This is a genomic window from Streptomyces sp. KL116D (assembly GCF_030766975.1).
Lineage (GTDB): Bacteria > Actinomycetota > Actinomycetes > Streptomycetales > Streptomycetaceae > Streptomyces > Streptomyces longispororuber_A.
Genome location: NZ_JASERH010000142.1, coordinates 246,267 through 270,860 on the forward strand (window position 1 = coordinate 246,267; position 24,594 = coordinate 270,860).

A 24,594-nucleotide genomic window follows, 5' to 3' on the forward strand; every position below is an offset into this window, starting at 1 on the left:
GACCACCGCGCGACGATCCACACGGAGGCAGCAAGTGACCAGCGGTACGGACGGGACGGCGACCGCCCGGCCCACCAGCCGGGACGTGGCCCGGGCCGCGGGCGTCTCCCAGGCCGCCGTCTCCCTCGTCATGGGCGACAAGTGGCGCGGCCGGGTGTCACCGGCCACCGCCGAGCGGGTCAGGGCCGCCGCACAGCAGCTGGGCTACCGCCCCAACCTCGCCGCCCGCAACCTCCGCCTGGGCCGCACCCGGACCGCGCTCCTGGTCGTCCCCGCGCTCACCAACGAGTTCTTCGCGGGCGTCTACACGGGAGCCGCCCGCGTCGCGGCGCAGCACGACTTCGGCGTGGTCCTGTACCCCTCCCCCGACGGCGTCGGACCGGCCCGCGACCCGTTCCCCTCGGCGACCGCCGCGCTCGACGGCGTCCTGGCCTCGTCCATGGCCGCCGGCGCCGTCACGGCCCTGCGCGGCGACGGGCTGCCCCTGGTGATGCTCGACAGCGACCCGGACGGAAGCCTCGGCGCCGCCACCGTCAATCTGGACCTCACCGACGGCATCCGGCAGATCACCGACCATCTGCTGGCCCTCGGCCACCGCCACTTCCTGCACCTGGCCTCGGCGGTCGACTCCTGGACCTTCGACGTACGCGCCCGTGAACTCGCCGCCCGTACCGCCCGGCTGCCCGACACGACGGTCCGCACCGTCCCCTCGGAGCTCACCGTGGAGGACGCCCTCGTGGCCACCGAGCGGGCCCTGCGCACCTCAGGGCTCGTGCGCCCCACCGCCATCGTCTGCGACGACGACAAGCTCGCCACCGGCGCCTACAAGGCCGCCCGCCGCCTGGGCCTGCGCATCCCCGACCACCTCTCCGTCACGGGCTTCGACGACCTGTCCCTCGCCACCGCCGTCGAACCGGAGCTCACCACCGTGCGGCTGCCCGCCGAGGAGTTCGGCGAGCGGGGCATGGCGGCGCTCATCGCCGTCCTGGAGGGCCGTGAGCCCGAAACCGCCGCGCTTCCGGTCGAGTTGATCGTGCGCGGCTCGACCGGCCGGCCGCCGGCCGCCGCATGACGCGCGGGTGCCCCCGGCCGGTCTCCGAACCGGCCGGGGGCACCCGCCACGACGCCGTGCGGCCTACTCCTCGGAGGAGTCCTCGTCGGACACCGCGTCCGACGCGGCCTTCGAGACCTCGGCCGCGCCCTCGGCCGTGAGCAGCCGGGACAGCTGCCGCCCGGCGATCCGCTTGAACTTCCGCTGCTGCGGCCGCGTCCGGTCCAGGACCGCCACCTCGAGGCGCTCCGCGGGGATCTCCCGCTCGCTCCCGTTCGTGTCCCGCGACAGGGCCTGGACGGCGAGCTTCAGGGCCTCGGACAGCGTCATGCCGTCCTGGTGGCGCTGGTCGAGGTAGTTGCTGATCTGCTCGGCGTTGCCCCCGACCGCGACCGAGCCGTGCTCGTCGACGATCGACCCGTCGTGCGGCAGCCGGTAGATCTGGTCGCCCTCGGCGGACTCGCCGACCTCGGCGACGACCAGCTCCACCTCGTACGGCTTCTCGCCCGCGCTGGAGAAGATCGTGCCCAGCGTCTGCGCGTACACGTTCGCCAGGCCACGGGCCGTCACATCGTCACGGTCGTACGTGTATCCACGCAGGTCCGCGTAGCGCACGCCGCCGATTCTGAGGTTCTCGTACTCGTTGTACTTACCGGCGGCCGCGAAGCCGATCCGGTCGTAGATCTCGCTGAACTTGTGCAGTGCGCGGGACGGGTTCTCGCCGACGAACACGATGCCGTCGGCGTACTGCAGCACGACCAGGCTGCGACCGCGGGCGATGCCCTTGCGCGCGTACTCCGCGCGGTCGGCCATCGCCTGCTGGGGTGAGACATAGAACGGCGTCGACACCGGCTATCCGTCCCTTTCTGTCAGTAACGCGTCAGTGGGAAAGAAGGGGGAACCGTCAGCTCACAGCAGAGCGGCCCGCGGGCCGTCCGGCTGCTCGAGGCGTCGCTCCAGGATCGAGCGGGCGATCTCCGACGACTCGTCGTCCGTCAGACGCCGGAACCCGTCCTCCGAGATCACCGTGACGATCGGGAAGATCCGGCGCGCCATGTCCGGGCCGCCGGTCGCCGAGTCGTCGTCGGCCGCGTCGTACAGCGCCTGCACGACCAGCGTCGTCGCCTGCTCCTCCGTCAGATCCGCGCGGTAGAGCTTCTTCATCGCTCCACGCGCGAACACCGAACCGGAACCGGTCGCGGCGAACCCGTGCTCCTCGCTCCGGCCGCCCGTCACGTCGTAGGAGAAGATCCGCCCCTTCTCGCGGTCGACGTCGTACCCGGCGAACAGCGGGACGACCGCCAGGCCCTGCATGGCCATGCCGAGGTTCGACCGGATCATGGTCGACAGTCGGTTCGCCTTGCCCTCGAGGGACAGTTGGGCGCCCTCGACCTTCTCGAAGTGCTCCAGCTCCAGCTGGAAGAGCTTGACCATCTCGACGGCGAGACCGGCGGTGCCGGCGATGCCGACGGCCGAGTACTCGTCCGCGGGGAAGACCTTCTCGATGTCGCGCTGCGCGATGACATTGCCCATCGTCGCCCGCCGGTCACCGGCGAGGACCACGCCGCCGGGGAACGTGACGGAGACGATGGTCGTGCCGTGCGGGGCCTCGATGACGCCCTGCGTCGGCGGCAACTGCCGGTTGCCCGGCAGCATTTCGGGCTGGTGCTCGGACAGGAAGTCCATGAAGGAGGACGAGCCGGGCGTCAGGAAGGCTGCCGGCAGACGCCCGGTGCTACGAGGGTTGGCTTCCACGCGTTTCCTTCCACGTAAATGCAGTTGAAGCACGGTATGCCACGGACCCTACCCGTCTCGTGGCGATGATCCACCTGTGTGACCGGAGCCGTGCGACGGAACGCCGCGGGCTCCGGTGCACACCCGATGAATCGTCGGGCCGAAGCCGACGGTGACCTACTGGCCACCCTTCTGCACGAAGGAGCGCACGAAGTCCTCGGCGTTCTCCTCGAGGACGTCGTCGATCTCGTCCAGGACCGAGTCGACGTCGTCGCTCAGCTTCTCCTGGCGCTCCTTGAGGTCGTCGGTCGCCTGCGCGTCCTGCGCCTGCTCCTCGACCTCCTCGGTGGAACGCGTCGCCTTCTGCTGCCCGCCGCCGGTGTCCTTGGTCGCCATATCCAGCTCACCCCGCTCGGTTCGAGATACAGGTCGTTCGTGATCAGAACCCTACAAGTCGGGTCCGACATCGGCCCCGCAGTTGGTTCAACGTGCGGGACCCACCTCTGTGATTCCCCTGCCGTCCGCTTTTCAGCCGCGGATCAGCCGCCGGACAGCACCCTGACCAGATCCTCGGCCGTACGGCACCGGTCGAGGAGCTCCTTCACGTGATTTCGCGTTCCGCGAAGGGGTTCGAGGGTTGGGACCCGCTGGAGTGAGTCCCGGCCCGGCAGATCGAAGATCACCGAGTCCCAGGACGCCGCGGCGACGTCGTCCGCGTACTGCTCCAGGCAGCGCCCCCGGAAGTAGGCCCTGGTGTCCTCAGGCGGCTTCGTACGGGCCCGCTCGACGTCGCTCTCGGCCAGGAGGCGCTTCATCTTGCCGCGGGCCGCCAGGCGGTTGTAGAGGCCCTTCTCGGCCCGCACGTCGGCGTACTGGAGGTCGAGGAGGTGCAGCTTCGCGGCGTCCCAGTCGAGGCCGTCACGGCGCCGGTAGCCCTCCATGAGCTCCCGCTTGGCGACCCAGTCCAGCTCGCCGGAGAGGCTCATCGGATCCGACTCCAGGCGGCCGAGGACGTCCTCCCAGCGGGTCAGGACGTCCTTGGTCTGGTCGTCCGCGTCGGCGCCGAAGCGCTCCTCGACGTACTTCCTGGCGAGCTCGAAGTACTCCATCTGGAGCTGGACCGCGGTGAGCGTGCGGCCGCTACGGAGGGTGATCAGGCGCTGCAGCGTCGGGTCGTGCGAGACCTGGTGGAGGGTGCGCACCGGCTGGTCGACGGCGAGGTCGACCGCGATGAACCCGTCCTCGATCATGGAAAGGACGAGGGACGTGGTGCCGAGCTTGAGGTAGGTCGAGATCTCGGAGAGGTTCGCGTCGCCGATGATCACGTGCAGGCGGCGGTACTTCTCGGCGTCCGAGTGCGGCTCGTCCCGGGTGTTGATGATCGGGCGCTTGAGCGTGGTCTCCAGGCCGACCTCGACCTCGAAGTAGTCCGCGCGCTGGCTGAGCTGGAAGCCGTGCTCGTGCCCGTCCTGGCCGATGCCGACGCGGCCCGCTCCGGTGACGACCTGCCGGGACACGAAGAAGGGCGTGAGGTGGCGCACGATGTCCGAGAAGGGGGTCTCCCGCTTCATCAGGTAGTTCTCGTGCGTCCCGTAGGAGGCGCCCTTGTTGTCGGTGTTGTTCTTGTAGAGGTGGATCGGCTGGGCGCCGGGGAGCTGGGCGGCCCGCTCGGCGGCCTCGGCCATGATGCGCTCGCCGGCCTTGTCCCACAGGACGGCGTCCCAGGGGTTGGTGACCTCGGGCGAGCTGTACTCGGGGTGTGCGTGGTCGACGTAGAGGCGCGCGCCGTTGGTGAGGATGACGTTGGCCAGGCCGATGTCCTCGTCGGTGAGCTGGCTGGAGTCGGCGGCCTCCCGCGCGAGGTCGAAGCCTCGTGCGTCGCGCAGCGGGTTCTCCTCCTCGAAGTCCCAGCGGGCCCTGCGGGCCCGGTGCATCGCCGCCGCGTAGGCATTGACGATCTGGGACGAGGTGAGCATGGCATTGGCATTGGGGTGGCCGGGGACGGAGATCCCGTACTCCGTCTCGATGCCCATTACTCGCCGTACGGTCATGCGGCCCTCCTTGCCCGGCGGCGCCCTCGGTCGGGGGCGGCGCTCAAGTACCGCTGGTTCTCCGGTGCGTGTGCGGTGCCCGTCCCCGCACGGCGCGACTCGGCGGCATGGAAGAGCCTAGAACGCCTTTGCGCTGGTGGGGAGATCATTTGCGTCATTGCTTCGCTCCGACTTTGGGCCGGTCGTTGCCTGGAAAACAGTTGGCTGCGGGTACCCGGTCCGGGCACCCGCAGCCACCCTGTCTTTTACAGGTACTGACCGGTGTTCGCCACCGTGTCGATGGAGCGTCCGGTGTCCGCGCCCTGCTTTCCGGTGACGAGCGTGCGGATGTAGACGATCCGCTCGCCCTTCTTTCCGGAGATCCGGGCCCAGTCGTCCGGGTTGGTGGTGTTGGGCAGGTCCTCGTTCTCCTTGAACTCGTCGATGCAAGCCTGCAGGAGGTGAGAGACCCGGAGCCCCTTCTGGTTCTGCTCGAGGAAGGCCTTGATGGCCATCTTCTTGGCGCGACCGACAATGTTCTCGATCATTGCGCCGGAGTTGAAGTCCTTGAAGTACAGGACTTCCTTGTCGCCATTGGCGTACGTGACTTCCAGGAAGCGGTTTTCCTCGGATTCCGCGTACATGTGCTCCACGGCGGTCTGGATCATTCCGTGGACCGTGGATCCCTTGTCGCCGCCGTGCTCGTCGACGTCGTCGAGGTGCAGCGGGAGGCGCTCGGTGAGGTACTTGCCGAAGATGTCCTTGGCCGCTTCGGCGTCCGGACGCTCGATCTTGATCTTCACGTCGAGCCGGCCGGGCCGCAGGATGGCCGGGTCGATCATGTCCTCACGGTTCGAGGCACCGATCACGACCACGTTCTGCAGGCCCTCCACACCGTCGATCTCGGCGAGCAGCTGCGGGACGATGGTGTTCTCCACGTCCGAGCTGACACCGGAGCCACGGGTGCGGAACAGGGACTCCATCTCGTCGAAGAAGACGATGACGGGGGTGCCCTCGCTGGCCTTCTCCCGCGCACGCTGGAAGACCAGACGGATCTGCCGCTCGGTCTCACCGACGTACTTGTTGAGGAGCTCGGGACCCTTGATGTTCAGGAAGAAGCTCTTGCCCTGGCCCTGTCCGGTCACCTCGGCGACCTTCTTGGCGAGGGAGTTCGCGACCGCCTTCGCGATGAGGGTCTTGCCGCAACCGGGGGGCCCGTAGAGCAGGACGCCCTTGGGCGGCCGCAGCTCGTGCTCCCGGTAGAGGTCCGGGTAGAGGTACGGCAGCTCGACCGCGTCCCGGATCAGTTCGATCTGGTTGCCCAGGCCGCCGATCTGGTCGTAGCCGATGTCCGGGACCTCTTCGAGGACCAGCTCCTCGACTTCGCTCTTCGGTACGACTTCGTAGACATAGCCGGAACGGGGTTCGAGCAGCAGGGCGTCGCCGGGGCGGATGGTGATGTCCAGCAGCGGCTCGGCGAGCCTGACCACCCGTTCCTCGTCGGTGTGCCCGACCACGAGGGCGCGCTCGCCGTCCTCAAGGATCTCCTTGAGGGTGACGATGTCGCCCACGCTCTCGTACTCCATGGCCTCGACCACGTTGAGCGCTTCGTTGAGCATTACTTCCTGGCCACGCCTGAGCTCTTCGAGCTCGACGCTGGGGCTCACGTTCACCCGGAGTTTGCGGCCGCCGGTGAAGATGTCGGCGGTGCCGTCCTCATTGGCCGTGAGGAAGACTCCGAAGCCGGCCGGCGGTTGTGCGAGCCGGTCGACCTCCTCCTTGAGGGCCACGATCTGGTCGCGGGCCTCACGGAGTGTGTTGGCGAGCCGTTCGTTCTGGGCGGACACGCCGGCCAGGTTGGTCTGCAGCTCGACGATCCGCTCTTCGAGAATCCTCGTATGACGCGGAGAGTCGGCGAGCTTGCGCCGCAGGACGGCGATTTCCTGCTCGAGATAGGCAATCTGTCCGGCGGGGTCGTCGGACCCTCGTCCCGGGCGGATGCCGCGGTTCATGTCGTCGTCGTGGGCTGCCACGGTCCTCACCTCCTCCAAGGGGAGCTGGACGCTTCCAGACCCTACCTGGGCGGGTGTCGATTGAAACCCCTAGATCACAAAGACGGTCGGGGTGTGTCCGATCTTCACCCTTGCGCTCTCCCTCACGCCAGTGGAATACCCACCCAACAACATCGGAAAGCGGGCGGTTGTAGGGTCGAAGTGTTCAACACCCGTCAGGCCTGGCCCGACTTGCTCCTGTGAAGTGGGTTACGACGGGCCCGCGACGCAGGAAACGGCAGGAATCATGACCGTGCAGCAAGAGGCCGGATCCGGCACCGACACCGGCGTTCCGCTTGAAGTGTGGATCGACCAGGACCTGTGCACCGGGGACGGGATCTGCGCCCAGTACGCGCCGGAGGTCTTCGAGCTGGACATCGACGGGCTCGCCTATGTGAAGAGCGCGGACGACGAGCTGCTGCAGGCCCCCGGCGCCTCAACACCCGTGCCGCTTCCGCTTCTCACCGACGTGGTGGCGTCCGCCCAGGAATGCCCGGGTGACTGCATCCACGTACGGCGCGTCTCGGACAGCGTCGAGGTGTACGGACCTGACGCGGAGTGAGCGGGCGGTGGCCGCAGAACCTCTGAAGGGCCCTGTGCCCCCGGATCTCCGGGGGCACAGGGCCCTTCAGACGGTTTTCAGACGCCGCGCGCCTCGGCCGGCGTGGAGCGGACGAACGTCCCGTTCTTCCACTGCCACTTGGCCTTGTCGTGGACGTCCGGGCGGTAGCGGGGCACCGCGTCGGACGAGTAGCCGTCGAGCGTGGCGGTGACGGCCCCGCCGGTCACGGCGAAGTCGCTGACCGAGAAGCGGTCCTGCGGGTCGACGAGCGTGGCGACGACGCGCGGCTCGGCGCCGGGCGGCTGGGTCAGGACGTACACCCCGTTGGGCGGGGTGCCGGAGCCCGCGTCGCAGCGGACGACCGCGACCGTCTCCGGTCTGCCGTCGCCGTCGAGGTCACCGGAGGCCTTCTTCTGCACGACGACCTTGACGGGCCCGCAGTTGAGCGGGAAGTGAACCGCCGCCGGGTCGGGCGGGGCGACGGTGGCGGGGCGGGCGGTGGCCGACTTGAGGTCGGCCTGGGCCGCGGTGGCGGAGTCCGGCTGGAGGAAGCCGGAGGCCGCGACGACGGCGGCGAGGGCTGCCGCGGTGGCCAGCCAGTGGATGGGGCGGGTGGTGGTGTGCGCCAGTTCCGGGACGGCGGGTTGCTGCACTAGGAGCGTCTCCTGTGAGGGCTGTGCCGGTGGGGGTGGCCAGCATCGTGCCATACGTCACAGTGGAGCGGAACGGCGGGGTCCCGGTGTTTTCCGCGGGTCCTGCGGTACCACGGCTCAGTGGTTCCGCGGGGGCTCGTGGGCGCGGTGCTGCCGGTGGGTCAACGGACGAGCGCCGCCGCCGAGTTCCCGGACGTGCGGGGGAACTCGGCGGCGGCGCCGGTGCGTTGTTCGGTTGTTCCGCTGTTCCTCGCCGGGTCAGCGGCCGCGGTTGCCGCCGTCGGCGTTCGGACCGTCGTAGTCCTCGCCGTAGGCGCCCTTGGCGGGGCGGCGGCGGCGCATGGGCGGCTCGACGCCGTCCGCGAGGCGGCGGGCGGTGAGGAGGAAGCCGGTGTGGCCGATCATCCGGTGGTCGGGGCGGACGGCGAGGCCCTCCACGTGCCAGTTGCGGATCATCGACTCCCAGGAGGTCGGCTCGTTGAAGCAGCCGATCTCCCGGATGGACTCGACGGTGCGGGCGAGCTGCGTCGTGGTGGCGACGTAGCAGCACAGGATGCCGCCGGGGACGAGCGCCTTCTTGACGACGTCCAGGCACTCCCAGGGGGCCAGCATGTCGAGGATGACGCGGTCGACGTCGCCGTCGGACAGGTTGTCCTGGAGGTCGCCGACGGTGAGCTGCCAGGCGGGGTGCGGGCCGCCGAAGTAGCGCTCGACGTTCCCCTTGGCGATCTCGGCGAAGTCCTCGCGGCGCTCGTACGAGTGCAGCATGCCCTCGTCGCCGATGGCGCGCAGCAGGAAGCTGCTGAGGGAGCCGGAGCCCACGCCCGCCTCCACGACGCGGGCGCCGGGGAAGATGTCGGCGAAGGCCAGGATCTGCCCCGCGTCCTTGGGGTAGACCACGGCGGCGCCGCGGGGCATGGACAGGACGTAGTCGGGGAGCAGGGGGCGCAGCGCGAGGTAGGCGACGTTTCCGGTGGTGCGGACAACGCTGCCCTCGGGTGCGCCGATCAGCTCGTCGTGCGGGAAGGAACCCTTGTGGGTGTGGAAGTTCTTTCCCTCTTCGAGCGTGAACGTGTAGTGGCGGCCCTTGGGGTCGGTCAGCTGAACCTGGTCCCCGACCTTGAAGGGCCCGCGCCTGCGGGCGGCACCGGTCGGTTCGGACATGTGAACAGCCTACCGGGCGCGGCGGGGGCTGCCGACCACACGGCCGCTAGGAGGGCCGGGCCATCGCCTTCACGAAGGCGCGCTCCACGTCGGCCGCGGAGAGGACGCCGTAGATCGCGCCGTTCTCCTCCACCACCAGGTACTCGGTCGCCGGGGTGGCGCGCAGGGTGTCGAGGAGTTCCTCGCCTGAGAGTTCCGCGGAGACGCGCATGCCGTCGGTCAGGTCCTGGGCGAGGCCGCTGACCGGGACCCAGGGACGGCGGTGCTCGGGGACGCCGACGATGGCGGCCTCGCGGACCAGGGAGCGGGGCTCGCCGTCCGCGTCGACGACGACCAGGGCGCGGGCCCCCGACTCGTTGGCCCGGCGCAGCGCCTCGGAGAGCGGGGTCGCGGGCTCGACCGGGACGGCGCGACGGGTCAGGGTGCGGGCCCGCAGCTCCGGGAGGTGCTCGCGCAGGCGGGCCATGCGGAGGCTGTTGCCCGCGCCGGTCCAGATGATCGCGGCGAGGATGGCGGCGAGCAGGGCGTCGGTGACGGTGTCCATGCCGCCGACGTCCTCGGCGTTCTTGCCGAGGGCGCCGGACTGGGTGAGCAGGGGCAGGCCGATGAGGACGGTGACGGCGAGGGCGCGGCCGACCCAGGCGGCGGCGACGGTGCCGCTCATCGGCTTGCCGGTGATCTTCCAGACGACCGCGCGGAGCATCCGGCCGCCGTCGAGGGGCAGGCCGGGCAGCAGGTTGAAGGCCGCGACGATGAGGTTCGAGATCATCAGGCCGGCGAGCAGGACGCCGGGGACGGTGCCGGGCTCGACGGCCATCATGCCGAGGTAGAAGACGCCGGCGAGGACCAGGGAGAGCAGCGGGCCGACGAAGGCCAGCACGAACTCGCGGCCCGGGGTCTCGGACTCCTTCTCGATCTCCGAGACGCCGCCGAAGAACTGCAGCTGGATCCGGCGGACCGGGAGCTTGAAGCGCAGGGCGGCGACGGTGTGGGCGAGTTCGTGGACGAGCACGGAGGCGTAGAAGGCGACCGCGAAGAAGAGGGAGACCAGATAGCGGGCCGCGCCGAGCTCGGGCAGGACGCGGTCGAGCTGGCCGCCGAACACCCAGGTGATCAGCGCCGCGACGAGGAACCAGCTGGGCGCGACGTAGACCGGGACGCCGAAGGGGCGCCCCATGAGCAGCCCGCCGCGCGGCTCCGGGGGCTTGGCCGGGCCCTTGCGGTGGCCGGCCGTGGCGGCGGCGCGGTGCTGGTCGTAAGGGCCGGTGGCGGTGGGCTCGGCCTCGGTCCGCGGGGACGGCTCGTGGGTCCTCGGCGACTGCCCGGCCGTCGGCGCCTGCGCCGCGTCGTCGGCGGCGGGATCCGGCGCCGGGGCCGAGGAGGTGTCCCGGGTGGCGTCCGACGTGGCGTCCGCGCCGGTGTCCGACGTGGGGTCCGACGTGGGGTCAGCGCCGGTGCCCGACGGGGTGCCCGACGAGGTGTCAGCGCCGGTGCCCGACGGGGTGCCGGTGTCCGGCGAGGTGTCCGAGGAGCCGTCCGCCGTGGCCGGGGCGTCGCCGGGCCGGTCGGTGTCGCCCGGGTCGGCGGCCGCGGCCCGGCCGGTGGCGGCCGGGCGGGGTTCGGGGGTCGGGGCGGCGGGACGCCCCGCGTCGCCCTTCGCGGGCGGCGTCGCCTCGCCGGTGCCGGACTGCGGCTGCCCGCTCTCGTCCACGGTGATCCCTCGGTCCCCTCGTTCGAGCGTCTCCCGCCGTGGGGCGGGACGTTCTGGCGTCGATGGTATGCGGACGGTGTCCGGTGGCCCCCGTCGACTCCCCCGGGCCACGCTACGCAAGACGCGGTGGGACGCGCAGGTGCCTGACTGTCAGTGCCGGCCCGTATCGTCGTGGGTCATGGAGACCAGTACCGAGACGGGCCCCGAGTCCGGCCCCGAGAAGCCTGCCGTGCGACCGGCGTCGCTGTCGCCGTCGCGCGCGAGCGACTTCATGCAGTGCCCGTTGCTGTACCGGTTCCGGGTCATCGACAAGCTGCCGGAGAAGCCGAGCGAGGCGGCGACGCGGGGCACGCTCGTCCATGCCGTGCTGGAGAGACTCTTCGACTCCCCCGCGGGCGAGCGCACGGCGCCGCGCGCGAAGTCGCTGATCCCCGGGCAGTGGGACCGGCTGCGCGAGGCGCGCCCCGAGCTCGGCGAGCTGTTCGCGGACGCCGACGAAGAGGCTGCGGGCGAGCGGATGACGCGCTGGCTCGGTGAGGCGGAGCGGCTGGTCGAGCGGTGGTTCACGCTGGAGGACCCGACGCGTCTGGAGCCCGCCGAGCGGGAGCTGTTCGTCGAGGCCGAGCTGGAGTCCGGGCTGCGGCTGCGCGGGATCATCGACCGGGTCGACGTCGCGCCGACCGGCGAGGTCCGCATCGTCGACTACAAGACGGGCAAGGCCCCCCGCCCCGAGTACGCGGAGGGCGCGCTGTTCCAGATGAAGTTCTACGCGCTGGTGGTGTGGCGCCTGAAGGGTGTCGTGCCGCGGCGGCTCCAGCTCGTGTACCTGGGCAGCGGGGACGTGCTCACGTACGACCCGGTGATCGCGGACCTGGAGCGGGTCGAGCGCAAGCTGCACGCGCTGTGGGAGGCGATCGAGCAGGCCACGGAGAGCGGTGACTGGCGGCCGCGGCCGACGAAGCTCTGCGGCTGGTGCGACCACCAGGCCGTCTGCCCCGAATTCGGTGGTACTCCCCCGCCCTATCCGCTTCAGATCAGGGTGCCCGAGTCCGGCGGGGCGTAGGAGGGCAGAATGGGGCCGGACTATCGAAGGAGAGTTTCGTGGCCATCCGCGTCCTACTGGTCGATGACCAGCCGCTGCTCCGTACCGGCTTCCGCATGATCCTGGAGGCCGAGCAGGACATCGCGGTCGTCGGCGAGGCCGGTGACGGCCTGCAGGCCCTCGACCAGGTCCGTGCGCTGCAGCCCGACGTCGTGCTGATGGACATCCGGATGCCGCGGATGGACGGCGTCGAGGCGACCCGGCAGATCTCGGGCCCGGGCAAGGACGGTCCGGCGAAGGTGCTCGTGCTCACCACCTTCGATCTCGACGAGTACGTGGTCGAGGCGCTCAAGGCGGGGGCCAGCGGCTTCCTCCTCAAGGACGCCCCGGCGAACGAGCTGGTGCAGGCGATCCGGGTGGTCGCGGCGGGCGAGGCGATGCTCGCGCCGAGCATCACGCGCCGGCTGCTCGACAAGTACGCGGACCACCTGCCGTCGGGCGACGAGCCGGTGCCGGACACGCTGCACACCCTCACCGAGCGGGAGGTGGAGGTGCTGAAGCTGGTGGCCCGCGGCCTGTCGAACGCGGAGATCGCCGCCGACCTCTTCGTCAGCGAGACGACGGTGAAGACGCACGTGGGCCACGTGCTGACGAAGCTGGGGCTGCGCGACCGGGTGCAGGCCGCCGTGTACGCGTACGAGAGCGGGCTGGTCCGGCCGGGCGCGCAGTAGCCACCCGCGGGCGGGCACGGACGCACGAAGGGCGGTGGTCACCGGAGTGGTGACCACCGCCCTTCGTCATGCTCGGGGGGCTCGTCCTGTCCGACGGGACGTCAGCCCTTGCTGATCTCCCAGAACCGGAACACGGTCGACGCGTCGAGGCAGTTCTCCAGGCCGTAGACGCCGTCGCGCACGACCGCGTACTGCTTGGCCTGCCACACGGGCAGGATGGGCAGCTGTTCGGCGACTATGTTCTGCAGCTGGTCGTACTGCTTCGTGGTGGTGGAGCGGTCGCTCTGGGCGCCGGTCTCCGGGATGATCGTGCCGGTGATCGTGCTGTTGGTGTAGTGGTTCCCGAGCACGTTGCCGTCGCCGAAGAACGGCTGGGTGAAGTTGTCGGGGTCCGGGTAGTCGGGCACCCAGCCCTTGACGTAGACGCCGTACTTGCCGGACTTGATGTCCCGCTCGTACTGGGAGAACTCGACGGACTTCACGTCGGCGTCGAACAGGCCGCTCTCGTTGAGCTGCTTGGCCATCGCCTTCAGCTCGGCGTCGGTGGCCGGGCCGTAGCGGGACGGCGTGGACCAGAGGGTGAGCTTGACCTTGTCGGTGATGCCGTCGGCGCGGAGCGCGGCCTGCGCCTTGCTCTTCGAGGGGCGGGCCCCGTACAGGTCGAAGAACGCGGTGTTGTGGCCGGTGATGCCCGCCGGGATGATCGAGTAGAGCGACGTGGCCGTGTTGTCGTAGACCTCGTCGATCAGGGCGTCGCGGTCGATGAGGTAAGCCATGGCCTTGCGGACACTGAGCTTGCCGACGACCGGGTCCTTCACGTTGAAGACGAGGTGCTGGACCTCGGCGCTGGTGCCCTCGACGACGTCGATGTCCTGGGTCGCCTTGGTGGCCGACTCCTCGATGTCCGCGACGTCCTTGGCGGCGAGACCGCGGTAGGCGAGGTCGACGTCCCCGTCGAGCAGGGACTTCTTCAGGCCCGCCTGGTCACCGTGGAAGAACTTCATGGTGACGCCGTCGTTCTTGACCTTCGCGGTGCCCTCGTAGGAGGAGTTGACCGAGAAGACCGCTTCCTTCTTGCCGAAGGAGTCCAGCTTGTACGGGCCGGAGCCGACGGCCTTGCCGTCCTTGCGCAGCCTGTCCGCCGGGTACTCGGCGTGGTCGACGATCGATCCGGCGCCCGAGGCGATCTTGCTGGGGAACGTCGCGTCGGCGTACTTCAGCCGGAAGACCACCGTGGAGCCGTCCGGGGTCTCCACCTTGTCCAGCATCGGGAACATGATGGCGGGACCGGCCTCGTCGCCGATCTTCATCATGCGGTCGAAGGAGTACTTGACGTCCTTCGACGTGAGCTCGTGGCCGTTGCTGAACTTCAGGCCGGAGCGCAGGGTGCACGAGTAGACCTTGGTGGCGTTGTCGCTGAAGTGGCACTCCTTGGCGGCCTCCGGCTGCGGCTCGGTGGCTCCGTTGGGGAAGCTGAGCAGCGACTGGAAGACGTTGTTGAACAGCAGCCACGAGCCCGGGTCGTAGCCGGACGCAGGGTCGGTGGCCTGGATGTCGTCGGACATCCCCATGACCACCGCGTCGCCGGAGCCGGCGGACTCGTCCTGGTCCGTGCCACAGCCGGACAGCAGGGCCGCGGCGAGTCCCACGCCGAGGGGCAGGGCCAACCACTGGTTGCGCATTCTCACGTACGTGCCTTGTCGTCGGTCGTGCGGAACGGGGCGGGGCCGGCCGCGGCTTCGGGACCGGCCCCACGGAGGGCTCAGCCGCTGACGCCGCGGCCCAGCTCCCACAGCTGGAGGATCGACGAGGAGGACAGGGCCCACTCGACGCCCGTGATGTCGTCGCGCGAGGCGACGTACTGCTTGCCCTGCCAGAGCGGCAGGACGGGCACGTCGTCGGCGACGATGTTCTGGATCTGCTGCAGGCTCTTGGACGCGGTGAGCCGGTCGGCCTCGCGACGCTCGGCCGGGAGCAGCTGCCCGCGGATGGTGCTGTTGGCGTACGGGGCGTTGAGGAAGTTGTCCTTGTCGAGGAACGGCGCGAGGAAGTTGTCGGCGTCCGGGAAGTCGGGGAACCAGCCGAGGCCGTAGACGTCGTACTTGCCCTTGAGCTGGGCGTCGCGGTAGGTGTCCCAGGCGTCGCCCTTGATGGCGACGTCGAACAGGCCGCTGGCGTTCAGCTGCTTGCGCAGGACCTCGAACTCCTTCTTCGTGGCCGGACCGTAGTGGTCGGTCGTGTAGTGCAGCGTGAGCTTCACCGGGGTGGTGATGTTCGCCCGGTTCAGCGTCGCGGCGGCGGCCGTCTTGTCCGGGTCGCCGTACTTGTTGAAGAAGGAGTTCTGGTGGCCGGTGATGCCGGCCGGGACCAGCGAGAAGAGCGGCTCGGCGGTGGCGCCGTAGACGCTGGCGGCGATCTCGCCGCGGTCCACGATCTGGGCCATGGCCTGACGGACGGCCTTGCTCTTGACGGAGGGCGCCGTGGTGTTGAAGCCCAGGTAGCGGATCTCCATGCCGGGCATCTCGACCAGGTTGACGTTCTTCGGCGGGTTGGTCGAGTACTTCTCGATCTGCTCCGGCGACATGGTGCGCGTCATCATGTCGATGTCGCCCTTCTCCAGCGCCTTGCCCATGGCATCGGCGTCGGCGAAGGAGCGCAGCTCCACCTTGTCGTTCTTCGGCTTCAACTGCCCCTGGTAGTTGGGGTTCTTGGTGAAGACGGTCTTGACGACGGCGTTGTTCTCGACCTCGGACTTCATGGTGTACGGGCCGGAGCCGTTCACCTCGAAGCCGTTGCGCAGCGAGTGCTTCGCGTAGTCGTCGGGGTTGACGATGCCGGCGGTGGGGGTGGCCAGCTTGTACGGGAAGGTGGCGTCCGGGGACTTGAGGTGGAAGATCACCTCGCGGTCGCCCTGCGTCTCGATCGTGTCGATCGAGGAGAGAAGGCCGTAGGAGGCGCTGTCGCTCTTGATCTTGAGGACGCGGTCGATGGAGTACTTCACGTCGGCGGCGGTGATGGCCCGGCCGTCGGCGAACTTGAGGTCCTTGCGCAGCGTGCACGCGTACCGCTCGCTGCCGCTGTCGGAGAAGATGCAGCTCTCGGCCGCCTCGGGCACGGGCTCGCCGCTGCCGCTGCGGGGCATCGCCATCAGCGTCTGCACGGTCTGGCGCAGCACGTTCCAGGACCCGGCGTCGTAGGCGTACGCGGGGTCGAACGGTGCGGGGACCTTGCCGGAGGCGATGAACCGGTCGGTGGTGCCGACGACGATCGCGTCGCCGCCGTCGCCGCCGCTGTCCGACCCGCCGCACGCGACGAGCACGGGGGCGAGCAGGCCGATGACGGCCGGCAGCACCAAAGTCTTGCGGTTCATGCTCGAAAATCTCCAGAGCTGTTGATCTCGCGGGCCCGTGGACAAGGGGTGGTGCGCACGGGCACGGGAGGGTTACGGCGATGTTCTCGCGATGAGATTAATGGGCCCGCCGCCGGGGCTCGCAGGCGCTGGAGCCGGGCGCCCATCACGCTGTGGAACCGGGTGTGGACGCACCGAAAACACCTCAGGAGGAAGGTTCGTCGCACGGGGCGACCAATCGGGACACAAGGTCACGTCCGGGCGCCCGCAGGGGGGTTGCGCAGCATGAACGGCCGGACCTGTCGACCCCTGTCCGAGTGGGAAAGGTCACACCGTCAACTGGGTTGGGAGGTGCGGCAATTCGGCCATGGGGTGCGGCCGCCGCACCGCCGTCAGAGCGTCATCAGCCCGTGCAGGAAAGGCAGGTTGACGTGTTCGAGGGAGGGGACGACGGTGCGCCGGGGGGCCGGCGCGATGGGCGCGACGGACGGGACGGCGACGACCTGGCAGCCCGCGGCCTCGGCGGCCGCGACGCCGGTGGCGGTGTCCTCGATGACGGCGCAGCGCCCGGGTTCGGCGCCGAGCCGGGACGCGGCGAGGAGGTACGGGTCGGGGTGCGGCTTGGTCCTGGACACCTCGTCACCGGCGACCGTGAGGTGGAAGTTGTGGGCGCCGAGCGAGTCCAGGATGCGGTCGATGATGCGCCGGTGGGAGGCGGAGACGAGCGCGGTCGGCACGTTCTGCGCGGCGAGTTCGGCGAGGAGTCTCGCGGCACCGGGCATCAGCGGCAGCGACCGGCTGATGCGCCGCTCGAAGCCGTCGTTGAGCAGGACGGTCAGTTCGGGCAGCGTGATGTCGGCGCCGGTGGCCTCGATGAGGAAGCCGGCGCTGCGGGTCATCGGACCGCCGACGACGATCTGCCGCCAGGCGTCGTCGAGGGCGTGGCCGAGTTCGGCGAAGACGGCCACTTCGGCGTCCCACCAGAACCCTTCGGTGTCGACGAGGGTTCCGTCCATGTCGAGGAGCACGGCCTGCAGGGCGGAGCCTTCGGCCGTTCGGGTACCGAGTGCGGGGACCGTACTGGTCATCCGTGCACACCTCCATGGAGGGACGAAGAGGCCGGCCCCCCTTCCGGACAGAAGTTCTGACCAGAAGGGCGACCGGCCTGCGCTGGACCGACCAGTGTACGACTCTGAGGAATTACCGCATTACCGGGCGTTGAAGTACTTCGCCTCGGGGTGGTGGATCACGATCGCGTCGGTGGACTGCTCGGGGTGGAGCTGGAACTCCTCGCTGAGCTGGACGCCGATCCGCTCCGGCTCCAGGAGCTGGGCGATCTTGGCGCGGTCCTCCAGGTCGGGGCAGGCGCCGTAGCCGAGGGAGAAGCGGGCGCCCCGGTACTTGAGGGCGAACATGTCCTCCATCGCGGCCGGGTCCTCGCCGGCGAAGCCCAGCTCGGTGCGGACGCGGGCGTGCCAGTACTCGGCGAGCGCCTCGGCCAACTGGACGGACAGGCCGTGCAGTTCGAGGTAGTCGCGGTAGGAGTCGGACGCGAACAGCTCGGCGGTCGCCTCACCGATCCTGGAGCCGACGGTGACGACCTGGAGGCCGACCACGTCGGTCTCCCCCGACTCCTCCGGGCGGAAGAAGTCGGCCAGGCACAGGCGGCGGCCGCGGCGCTGGCGGGGGAAGGTGAAGCGGGTCCGCTCGTTGCCCTCGTCGTCCAGGATGATCAGGTCGTCGCCCTTGGACACGCACGGGAAGTAGCCGTAGACCACGGCCGCTTCGAGCATGTTCTTGGTGTGCAGCTCGTCGAGCCAGCCGCGCAGCCGCGGGCGGCCCTCGGTCTCCACCAGCTCCTCGTACGTGGGCCCGTCTCCGGTCCGCGCCTGCTTCAGGCCCCACTGGCCCTTGAAGAGGGCGCCCTCGTCGAGCCAGGAGGCGTACTCCTTGAGCTGGATGCCCTTGATGACGCGGGTGCCCCAGAACGGCGGCTCGGGGACCGGGTTGTCGACGGCGACGTCGGAGCGCGCGGGCCCGTCGTCGGGCCGCTCCTCGATCTGGACGTTGCTCGCCTTGACCCGACGCTGCTTGAGTTCGGGGAGGGTGGCGCCGGGCACGCCGCGCTTGACCGCGATCAACGCGTCCATCAACCGCAGCCCCTCGAACGCGTCCCGCGCGTAGCGGACTTCGCCCTCGTAGATCTCGTGCAGATCCTGCTCGACGTATGCCCGGGTCAGCGCGGCCCCGCCCAGGATCACCGGGAAGTCCGCGGCCAGCTTGCGCTGGTTGAGCTCCTGAAGGTTCTCCTTCATGATCACAGTCGACTTCACCAGCAGACCCGACATCCCGATCACATCGGCCCGGTGCTCCTCGGCCGCCTCCAGGATCGCCGAGACCGGCTGCTTGATGCCCAGATTCACCACGTTGTAGCCGTTGTTCGACAAGATGATGTCGACCAGGTTCTTACCGATGTCATGCACGTCGCCGCGCACGGTGGCCAGCACGATGGTGCCCTTGCCCTCGGCGTCCGACTTCTCCATGTGCGGCTCCAGATAGGCCACCGCGTTCTTCATCACCTCGGCCGACTGGAGGACGAACGGCAGCTGCATCTGGCCGGAGCCGAACAGCTCACCGACGACCTTCATGCCCTCCAGCAGCGTGTCATTGACGATCTCCAGTGCCGGCCGGGACTGCAGCGCCTCGTCGAGATCCGGCTCCAGGCCGTTCTTCTCGCCGTCGATGATCCGGCGCTGCAACCGCTCCTCCAGCGGGAGGGCGGCCAGCTCCTCCGCCTTGCCCGCCTTCAACGACTTCGCGGTGGCACCCTCGAACAGCGCCATCAGCTTCTGCAGCGGGTCATAGCCCTCGGCCCGCCGGTCATAGATCAGATCCAGCGCGGTGGTGACCTGCTCCTCGTCGAACCGCGCGATCGGCAGGATCTTGGAGGCGTGCACGATCGCCGAATCCAGCCCGGCCTTCACACACTCGTCCAGGAAGACGGAGTTCAGCACGATGCGGGCGGCCGGGTTCAGACCGAACGAGATGTTGGAGAGGCCCAGGGTGGTCTGCACGTCCGGGTGGCGCTTCTTCAGCTCCCGGATCGCCTCGATCGTCGCGATGCCGTCCTTGCGGGACTCCTCCTGCCCGGTGCAGATCGTGAACGTCAGACAGTCGATCAGGATGTCCGACTCATGAATGCCCCAGTTCCCGGTCAGATCGGCGATCAGCCGCTCGGCGATCGCCACCTTGTGCTCGACCGTCCGGGCCTGCCCCTCCTCATCGATGGTCAGCGCGATCAGCGCCGCACCATGCTCCCGGGCCAGCGTCGTGACCTTCGCGAACCGGGACTCCGCACCGTCCCCGTCCTCGTAGTTCACCGAGTTGATGACCGCACGGCCACCCAGCTTCTCCAGCCCCGCCCGGATCACCGGCACCTCGGTCGAGTCCAGCACGATCGGCAGCGTGGAGGCGGTCGCGAACCGGCCCGCCAGCTCCTCCATGTCCGCCACACCATCACGGCCCACATAGTCGACACACAGGTCGAGCATGTGCGCGCCCTCACGGATCTGGTCCCGGGCCATCTCCACACAGTCGTCCCAGCGACCCTCCAGCATGGCCTCACGGAACTTCTTCGACCCGTTCGCGTTCGTCCGCTCACCGATCGCCATGTACGCCGTGTCCTGCCGGAACGGCACCGTCTGATACAGCGACGCGGCCCCCGGCTCGGGCTGCGGGGTGCGGGGCGTGGGCTGGGCGCCGCGGACCCGCTCGACCACCTGGCGCAGATGCTCCGGCGTCGTGCCGCAGCAGCCGCCGACCAGGGACAGGCCGTACTCGCGCACGAACGTCTCCTGCGCGTCGGCCAACTCGGCCGCGGACAGCGGGTAGTGGGCGCCGTCCTTGGTCAGGACCGGAAGGCCCGCGTTCGGCATCGCGGCGATCGGGATCCGCGAGTGGCGGGAGAGGTAGCGCAGGTGCTCGCTCATCTCGGCCGGGCCCGTCGCGCAGTTCAGGCCGATCATGTCGATGCCGAGCGGCTCCAGCGCCGTGAGCGCCGCGCCGATCTCCGAGCCCAGCAGCATGGTGCCGGTCGTCTCGACGGTGACCGAGCAGATCAGCGGCAGCGTGGTGCCGGTCGCGTCCAGGGCGCGGCGGGCGCCGAGCAGTGCCGCCTTCGTCTGGAGGAGGTCCTGCGTGGTCTCGACGAGCAGGGCGTCGGCGCCGCCGGCGATCAGGCCCTCGGCGTTCTGCTGGTAGGCGTCGCGCAGCACCGTGTAGGGGGCGTGGCCCAGCGTCGGCAGCTTCGTGCCCGGGCCCATCGAGCCGAGCACCCAGCGCTGCTGCCCGGTCGACGCGGTGAACTCGTCCGCCACCTCGCGCGCCACCCGGGCACCGGCCTCGGAAAGCTCGAAGACCCGGTCCGCGATGTCGTACTCACCCAGCGCCGCATGATTCGCGCCGAACGTGTTGGTCTCCACGCAGTCGACGCCCACGGCGTAGTACGCCTCGTGGACGGAGCGCACGATGTCGGGGCGCGTGAGGTTGAGGATCTCGTTGCAGCCCTCGAGGTTCTGGAAGTCCTCAAGGGTGGGATCCTGCGCCTGGAGCATCGTGCCCATCGCGCCGTCGGCCACCACCACACGGGTGGCGAGGGCTTCGCGGAGGGCGTCCGTGCGGGCGCGGGAATCGGCTGCGGGCGTAGGCAACGAGGCCATGAAAGTGCTCCCTGGGTGCGACGGCTGTCGGCTTTGCGGCTCCTCTTGCCGGAGGCGCACCCGGTCAGGGTAGCCGGGACCAAGGTCCTTCCGTGAGACCGTCCACGGGCCGGAACGCCCGCCCGGCGGGCGGCCGAGTGTGGCTCGATGCGGGCGCTGCCGGAGAACCGGCTGAAATATAGGCTCACGTCGCATTAGCAGGAGGTCGGCAACGACCGATACTGTTCAGCATTGTCGAACGTGGGTGAGAGGACCGAGGAGGAAGGACTGCGATGGCACGCAACATCCAGTCGCTCGAACGGGCCGCGGCGATGCTCCGGCTCCTCGCGGGCGGTGAGCGACGGCTCGGCCTCTCCGACATCGCCTCCGCGCTCGGCCTGGCGAAGGGCACCGCGCACGGCATCCTGCGCACCCTCCAGGCCGAGGGCTTCGTCGAGCAGGACGCGGCCTCGGGCCGCTACCAGCTGGGCGCGGAGCTGCTACGGCTGGGCAACAGCTATCTCGACGTCCACGAACTGCGGGCGCGCGCGCTCGTCTGGGCGGACGACCTGGCCCGCTCCAGCGGCGAGGCCGTCTACCTGGGGGTCCTGCACCAGCAGGGCGTGCTGATCGTGCACCACGTCTTCCGGCCCGACGACAGCCGTCAGGTGCTGGAGGTCGGGGCGATGCAGCCGCTGCACTCGACGGCCCTGGGCAAGGTGCTGTCCGCGTACGACCCGGTCGCGCACAGCGAGGTCGTGGAGGTCGAGCGCAAGGGGTTCACGGCCCGCACGGTCTGCGACCTGACCGAGTTCGAGTCGATCCTCGACCTGACCCGCGCGCGCGGGTACGCCGCCGACGTCGAGGAGACCTGGGAGGGCGTGGCCTCGGTCGCGGCCCCGATCCACGACCGGCACCGGATGCCGGTGGGCGCCGTCGGCGTGACCGGCGCCGTCGAGCGGGTCTGCACCAAGGAGGGCGAGCTGCGCCCCGAGCTCATCGCCGCCGTACGGGACTGCGCCCGTGCCGTCTCCCGCGATCTGGGCGCCAGCCGCTTCTGAGCCCCCGTCCGTCACCCCCGGCCCAGCCCCCGAGCCCCGCCTTCGAGCGGGGCTTCCGCCGTTCCAGGGTGCAGGCCGCACCTTTCCGGGCGACCATCGATGGACGCCCCGACGCCGCGGGGACCGATAACCGCGAACGATCAATAACGATCGTGCTTTCGATAACAGAACCCTTGACGAGCGAGTAACCCCGGAGCAAGACTCGCGTCCATCGGTCGGCATTGTCGAACACCTACCGGCAATACGCGTTAGAGTGTGGCAAGGCCAGGCCGAAACCGCCCTCCCCAGAGGGCGCGGACCACCGGAGAGGGACCCGGGGTTCGCCTGATACGGGTTTTTCCCCTGGACGAAGGACAAAGGAGTCGCGGGTGTCCAGCTCCGACATCTTCATCGGCGAGACCATCGGTACCGCCGTGCTCATCCTGCTCGGCGGTGGTGTCTGCGCCGCCGTCACTTTCAAGCGCTCGAAGGCGTTCAACGCCGGCTGGGTCGCCATCGCGTTCGGCTGGGGCTTCGCGGTCCTGACCGGTGCGTACATGGTCGGTGGCGTCTCGGGCGCCCACCTGAACCCCGCGGTCACCATCGGTCTCGCCATCGAGGGCGGCACCGAGTGGAGCGACGTGCCGCTCTACCTGGGCTCGCAGCTGCTCGGCGCGATGATCGGCGCCGTGCTGGTCTGGGTCACGTACTACGGCCAGTTCCAGGCACACCTGACCGACCCGGACGTCATCGCCGCGCAGCCGACCGACGAGGGCCTGGTGGACCAGAAGGCCGCGCCCGCGGCGGGCCCCGTGCTCGGCATCTTCTCGACGGGCCCGGAGATCCGGAACGCCGCGCAGAACCTGATCACCGAGATCATCGCCACGATCGTGCTCGTTCTCGCCATCCTCACGCAGGGCCTGAACAACGAGGGCAACGGCCTGGGCGTGCTCGGTGCCCTGATCACCTCGTTCGTCGTGGTCGGCATCGGCCTCTCGCTCGGTGGCCCCACGGGCTACGCGATCAACCCGGTCCGTGACCTCGGCCCGCGCATCGTGCACTCCCTGCTGCCGCTGCCGAACAAGGGCGGCTCGGACTGGACGTACGCCTGGATCCCGGTCGCGGGTCCGCTGATCGGCGGCGCCATAGCCGGTGGCCTCTACAACGTCGCGTTCAAGTAGACCGCCCCGCCGCCCCACCGCCCGAGCCGCACCGAGAACCTTCAGGAGCACCCCGTGACCGACGCACACACCGCAGGCCCGTTCATCGCCGCGATCGACCAGGGCACCACCTCCAGCCGCTGCATCGTCTTCGACAAGGACGGCCGGATCGTCTCCGTCGACCAGAAGGAGCACGAGCAGATCTTCCCGAAGCCGGGCTGGGTCGAGCACGACGCGAACGAGATCTGGACCAACGTCCAGGAGGTCGTCGCCGGCGCCATCACCAAGGCCGGCATCACCCGCGACGACATCAAGGCCATCGGCATCACCAACCAGCGCGAGACCACGCTGCTCTGGGACAAGAACACCGGTGAGCCGGTCCACAACGCCATCGTCTGGCAGGACACCCGCACCGACTCCCTCTGCAAGGAGCTCGGCCGCAACGTCGGCCAGGACCGCTTCCGCCGCGAGACCGGCCTGCCGCTGGCGTCGTACTTCGCGGGCCCCAAGGCCCGCTGGCTGCTGGACAACGTCGAGGGCCTGCGCGAGCGCGCCGAGGCCGGCGACATCCTCTTCGGCACCATGGACACCTGGGTCATCTGGAACCTGACGGGCGGTGTCAACGGCGGCAAGCACTACACCGACGTCACGAACGCCTCCCGCACCCTCCTGATGAACCTGCACACCATGGAGTGGGACGCGAAGATCTGCGAGTCCATCGGTGTCCCGCAGCAGATGCTGCCGGAGATCCACTCCTCCGCCGAGATCTACGGCGAGGTCACCGGCGGCAAGCTCGGCGACATCCTGGGCGGCATCCCGGTCGCCTCGGCGCTCGGTGACCAGCAGGCGGCTCTGTTCGGCCAGACCTGCTTCGCCGAGGGCGAGGCCAAGTCCACGTACGGCACCGGCACCTTCATGCTGATGAACACCGGCGAGAAGGCCATCAACTCGTACTCCGGGCTGCTGACCACGGTCGGCTACCAGATCGGTGACAAGAAGCCGGTCTACGCGCTCGAGGGCTCGATCGCCGTCACCGGCTCCCTCGTGCAGTGGATGCGCGACCAGATGGGCCTGATCAAGTCGGCCGCCGAGATCGAGACGCTGGCCTCCAGCGTCGACGACAACGGCGGCGCGTACTTCGTGCCCGCCTTCTCCGGACTGTTCGCCCCGTACTGGCGCTCCGACGCGCGCGGTGTCATCGCGGGCCTGACCCGCTACGTCACCAAGGCGCACATCGCGCGCGCCGTGCTCGAGGCCACCGCCTGGCAGACCCGCGAGATCACCGACGCCATGACGAAGGACTCCGGCGTCGAGCTGACCGCGCTCAAGGTCGACGGCGGTATGACCTCCAACAACCTGCTGATGCAGACCCTCTCGGACTTCCTGGACGCCCCCGTGGTGCGTCCGATGGTCGCCGAGACGACCTGCCTCGGCGCTGCCTACGCCGCCGGTCTCGCCGTCGGCTTCTGGTCCAACACGGACGATCTGCGCGCGAACTGGCGCCGGGCCGCCGAGTGGACCCCCCGCATGGACGCGGACACCCGCGACCGTGAGTACAAGAGCTGGCTCAAGGCCGTCGAACGGACCATGGGCTGGATCGAGGACGAGGAGTAAGACCC

At 69.6% G+C, this 24,594-nt stretch carries 20 protein-coding genes; 7 read left to right on the forward strand and 13 right to left on the reverse strand.

The window, feature by feature from the left end; all coding sequences use genetic code 11:
• Positions 1-34 precede the first annotated feature (34 nt).
• Positions 35-1,072 carry a LacI family DNA-binding transcriptional regulator gene (locus RBJ77_RS56030; protein WP_372352044.1) on the forward strand — a complete coding sequence of 346 codons (1,038 nt, stop codon included), beginning with the start codon at positions 35-37 and terminating at the stop codon, positions 1,070-1,072.
• 63 nt (positions 1,073-1,135) lie between these two features.
• On the opposite strand, the gene prcA is transcribed toward RBJ77_RS56030, so the two are convergent.
• From prcA to arc, 6 genes are all read right to left on the reverse strand, one after another.
• Positions 1,136-1,900, reverse strand: coding sequence for a proteasome subunit alpha (gene prcA, locus RBJ77_RS56035; RefSeq protein WP_255971177.1), 765 nt, complete (start codon positions 1,898-1,900; stop codon positions 1,136-1,138).
• A 60-nt stretch (positions 1,901-1,960) separates the two neighbouring features.
• Positions 1,961-2,806: a proteasome subunit beta gene (prcB, locus tag RBJ77_RS56040; protein ID WP_255971175.1), complete on the reverse strand. Its 846-nt coding sequence runs from the start codon at positions 2,804-2,806 to the stop codon at positions 1,961-1,963.
• The gene (locus RBJ77_RS56045) at positions 2,758-2,973 is read right to left on the reverse strand and encodes an endonuclease domain-containing protein (protein WP_372352045.1); all 216 of its coding nucleotides are present in this window, start codon (positions 2,971-2,973) and stop codon (positions 2,758-2,760) included. The genes prcB and RBJ77_RS56045 overlap by 49 nt, the downstream gene beginning before the upstream one ends.
• The gene (locus RBJ77_RS56050) at positions 2,963-3,181 is read right to left on the reverse strand and encodes a ubiquitin-like protein Pup (RefSeq protein WP_037739193.1); all 219 of its coding nucleotides are present in this window, start codon (positions 3,179-3,181) and stop codon (positions 2,963-2,965) included. Before RBJ77_RS56050 ends, RBJ77_RS56045 begins: the two co-directional genes overlap by 11 nt.
• A 143-nt stretch (positions 3,182-3,324) precedes the next feature.
• Positions 3,325-4,836: a depupylase/deamidase Dop gene (dop, locus tag RBJ77_RS56055; RefSeq protein ID WP_372352046.1), complete on the reverse strand. Its 1,512-nt coding sequence runs from the start codon at positions 4,834-4,836 to the stop codon at positions 3,325-3,327.
• Positions 4,837-5,081: 245 nt separating this feature from the next.
• Positions 5,082-6,848, reverse strand: coding sequence for a proteasome ATPase (arc, locus tag RBJ77_RS56060; RefSeq protein WP_255971169.1), 1,767 nt, complete (start codon positions 6,846-6,848; stop codon positions 5,082-5,084).
• Between the two features lie 265 nt (positions 6,849-7,113).
• On the opposite strand from arc, the gene RBJ77_RS56065 reads away from it, so the two are divergent.
• On the forward strand, positions 7,114-7,428 hold the full coding sequence (locus RBJ77_RS56065) for a ferredoxin (RefSeq protein WP_255971167.1): 315 nt from the start codon (positions 7,114-7,116) through the stop codon (positions 7,426-7,428).
• Between the two features lie 77 nt (positions 7,429-7,505).
• Here RBJ77_RS56065 and RBJ77_RS56070 read toward each other — a convergent pair whose 3' ends face one another.
• The 3 genes from RBJ77_RS56070 to RBJ77_RS56080 all read right to left on the reverse strand — a co-directional run bounded on the left by RBJ77_RS56070 (position 7,506) and on the right by RBJ77_RS56080 (position 10,956).
• Positions 7,506-8,081 carry a hypothetical protein gene (locus RBJ77_RS56070; protein WP_372352047.1) on the reverse strand — a complete coding sequence of 192 codons (576 nt, stop codon included), beginning with the start codon at positions 8,079-8,081 and terminating at the stop codon, positions 7,506-7,508.
• 258 nt (positions 8,082-8,339) lie between these two features.
• The gene (locus RBJ77_RS56075) at positions 8,340-9,245 is read right to left on the reverse strand and encodes a tRNA (adenine-N1)-methyltransferase (protein WP_018535043.1); all 906 of its coding nucleotides are present in this window, start codon (positions 9,243-9,245) and stop codon (positions 8,340-8,342) included.
• Between the two features lie 46 nt (positions 9,246-9,291).
• Positions 9,292-10,956, reverse strand: coding sequence for a site-2 protease family protein (locus tag RBJ77_RS56080; protein ID WP_372352048.1), 1,665 nt, complete (start codon positions 10,954-10,956; stop codon positions 9,292-9,294).
• Positions 10,957-11,134: 178 nt separating this feature from the next.
• Here RBJ77_RS56080 and RBJ77_RS56085 point away from each other — a divergent pair, with 178 nt between their 5' ends.
• Entirely contained in the window at positions 11,135-12,019 is an 885-nt protein-coding gene (locus tag RBJ77_RS56085) for a RecB family exonuclease (RefSeq protein ID WP_255971159.1), read from the forward strand.
• Between the two features lie 38 nt (positions 12,020-12,057).
• Positions 12,058-12,729 (forward strand): response regulator transcription factor, encoded by a 672-nt coding sequence (locus tag RBJ77_RS56090; protein ID WP_255971157.1) that lies wholly within the window; start codon positions 12,058-12,060, stop codon positions 12,727-12,729.
• 101 nt (positions 12,730-12,830) lie between these two features.
• Here RBJ77_RS56090 and RBJ77_RS56095 read toward each other — a convergent pair whose 3' ends face one another.
• The 4 genes from RBJ77_RS56095 to metH all read right to left on the reverse strand — a co-directional run bounded on the left by RBJ77_RS56095 (position 12,831) and on the right by metH (position 20,796).
• Positions 12,831-14,417: an ABC transporter substrate-binding protein gene (locus tag RBJ77_RS56095; protein WP_372352049.1), complete on the reverse strand. Its 1,587-nt coding sequence runs from the start codon at positions 14,415-14,417 to the stop codon at positions 12,831-12,833.
• 74 nt (positions 14,418-14,491) lie between these two features.
• A complete protein-coding gene (locus RBJ77_RS56100) occupies positions 14,492-16,099 on the reverse strand; it encodes an ABC transporter substrate-binding protein (protein ID WP_372352050.1) in 1,608 nt (535 codons plus the stop codon).
• Between the two features lie 371 nt (positions 16,100-16,470).
• Positions 16,471-17,166 (reverse strand): HAD-IA family hydrolase, encoded by a 696-nt coding sequence (locus RBJ77_RS56105; RefSeq protein WP_372352051.1) that lies wholly within the window; start codon positions 17,164-17,166, stop codon positions 16,471-16,473.
• A gap of 120 nt (positions 17,167-17,286) precedes the next feature.
• The gene (gene metH / locus RBJ77_RS56110) at positions 17,287-20,796 is read right to left on the reverse strand and encodes a methionine synthase (RefSeq protein WP_372352052.1); all 3,510 of its coding nucleotides are present in this window, start codon (positions 20,794-20,796) and stop codon (positions 17,287-17,289) included.
• A 272-nt stretch (positions 20,797-21,068) separates the two neighbouring features.
• Between metH and RBJ77_RS56115 the strand changes: the two genes are divergently transcribed.
• The 3 genes from RBJ77_RS56115 to glpK all read left to right on the forward strand — a co-directional run bounded on the left by RBJ77_RS56115 (position 21,069) and on the right by glpK (position 24,589).
• Positions 21,069-21,836: an IclR family transcriptional regulator gene (locus RBJ77_RS56115; RefSeq protein ID WP_372352053.1), complete on the forward strand. Its 768-nt coding sequence runs from the start codon at positions 21,069-21,071 to the stop codon at positions 21,834-21,836.
• Between the two features lie 368 nt (positions 21,837-22,204).
• Positions 22,205-22,996 (forward strand): MIP/aquaporin family protein, encoded by a 792-nt coding sequence (locus tag RBJ77_RS56120; RefSeq protein WP_372352054.1) that lies wholly within the window; start codon positions 22,205-22,207, stop codon positions 22,994-22,996.
• A 54-nt stretch (positions 22,997-23,050) separates the two neighbouring features.
• Complete coding sequence (gene glpK, locus RBJ77_RS56125; RefSeq protein ID WP_372352055.1) at positions 23,051-24,589, forward strand: glycerol kinase GlpK; 1,539 nt, start codon at positions 23,051-23,053, stop codon at positions 24,587-24,589.
• The last annotated feature ends 5 nt before the right edge of the window (positions 24,590-24,594 follow it).

What these genes read in the sequence shown, in the direction of transcription:
- RBJ77_RS56050 (WP_037739193.1), bottom strand. Translation starts at nt 3,181, where the DNA reads ATGGCGACCAAGGACACCGGCGGCGGGCAGCAGAAGGCGACGCGTTCC.
- dop (WP_372352046.1), bottom strand. Translation starts at nt 4,836, where the DNA reads ATGACCGTACGGCGAGTAATGGGCATCGAGACGGAGTACGGGATCTCC.
- RBJ77_RS56065 (WP_255971167.1), top strand. Translation starts at nt 7,114, where the DNA reads ATGACCGTGCAGCAAGAGGCCGGATCCGGCACCGACACCGGCGTTCCG.
- RBJ77_RS56075 (WP_018535043.1), bottom strand. Translation starts at nt 9,245, where the DNA reads ATGTCCGAACCGACCGGTGCCGCCCGCAGGCGCGGGCCCTTCAAGGTC.
- RBJ77_RS56085 (WP_255971159.1), top strand. Translation starts at nt 11,135, where the DNA reads ATGGAGACCAGTACCGAGACGGGCCCCGAGTCCGGCCCCGAGAAGCCT.
- RBJ77_RS56100 (WP_372352050.1), bottom strand. Translation starts at nt 16,099, where the DNA reads ATGAACCGCAAGACTTTGGTGCTGCCGGCCGTCATCGGCCTGCTCGCC.
- RBJ77_RS56105 (WP_372352051.1), bottom strand. Translation starts at nt 17,166, where the DNA reads ATGACCAGTACGGTCCCCGCACTCGGTACCCGAACGGCCGAAGGCTCC.
- metH (WP_372352052.1), bottom strand. Translation starts at nt 20,796, where the DNA reads ATGGCCTCGTTGCCTACGCCCGCAGCCGATTCCCGCGCCCGCACGGAC.
- RBJ77_RS56115 (WP_372352053.1), top strand. Translation starts at nt 21,069, where the DNA reads ATGGCACGCAACATCCAGTCGCTCGAACGGGCCGCGGCGATGCTCCGG.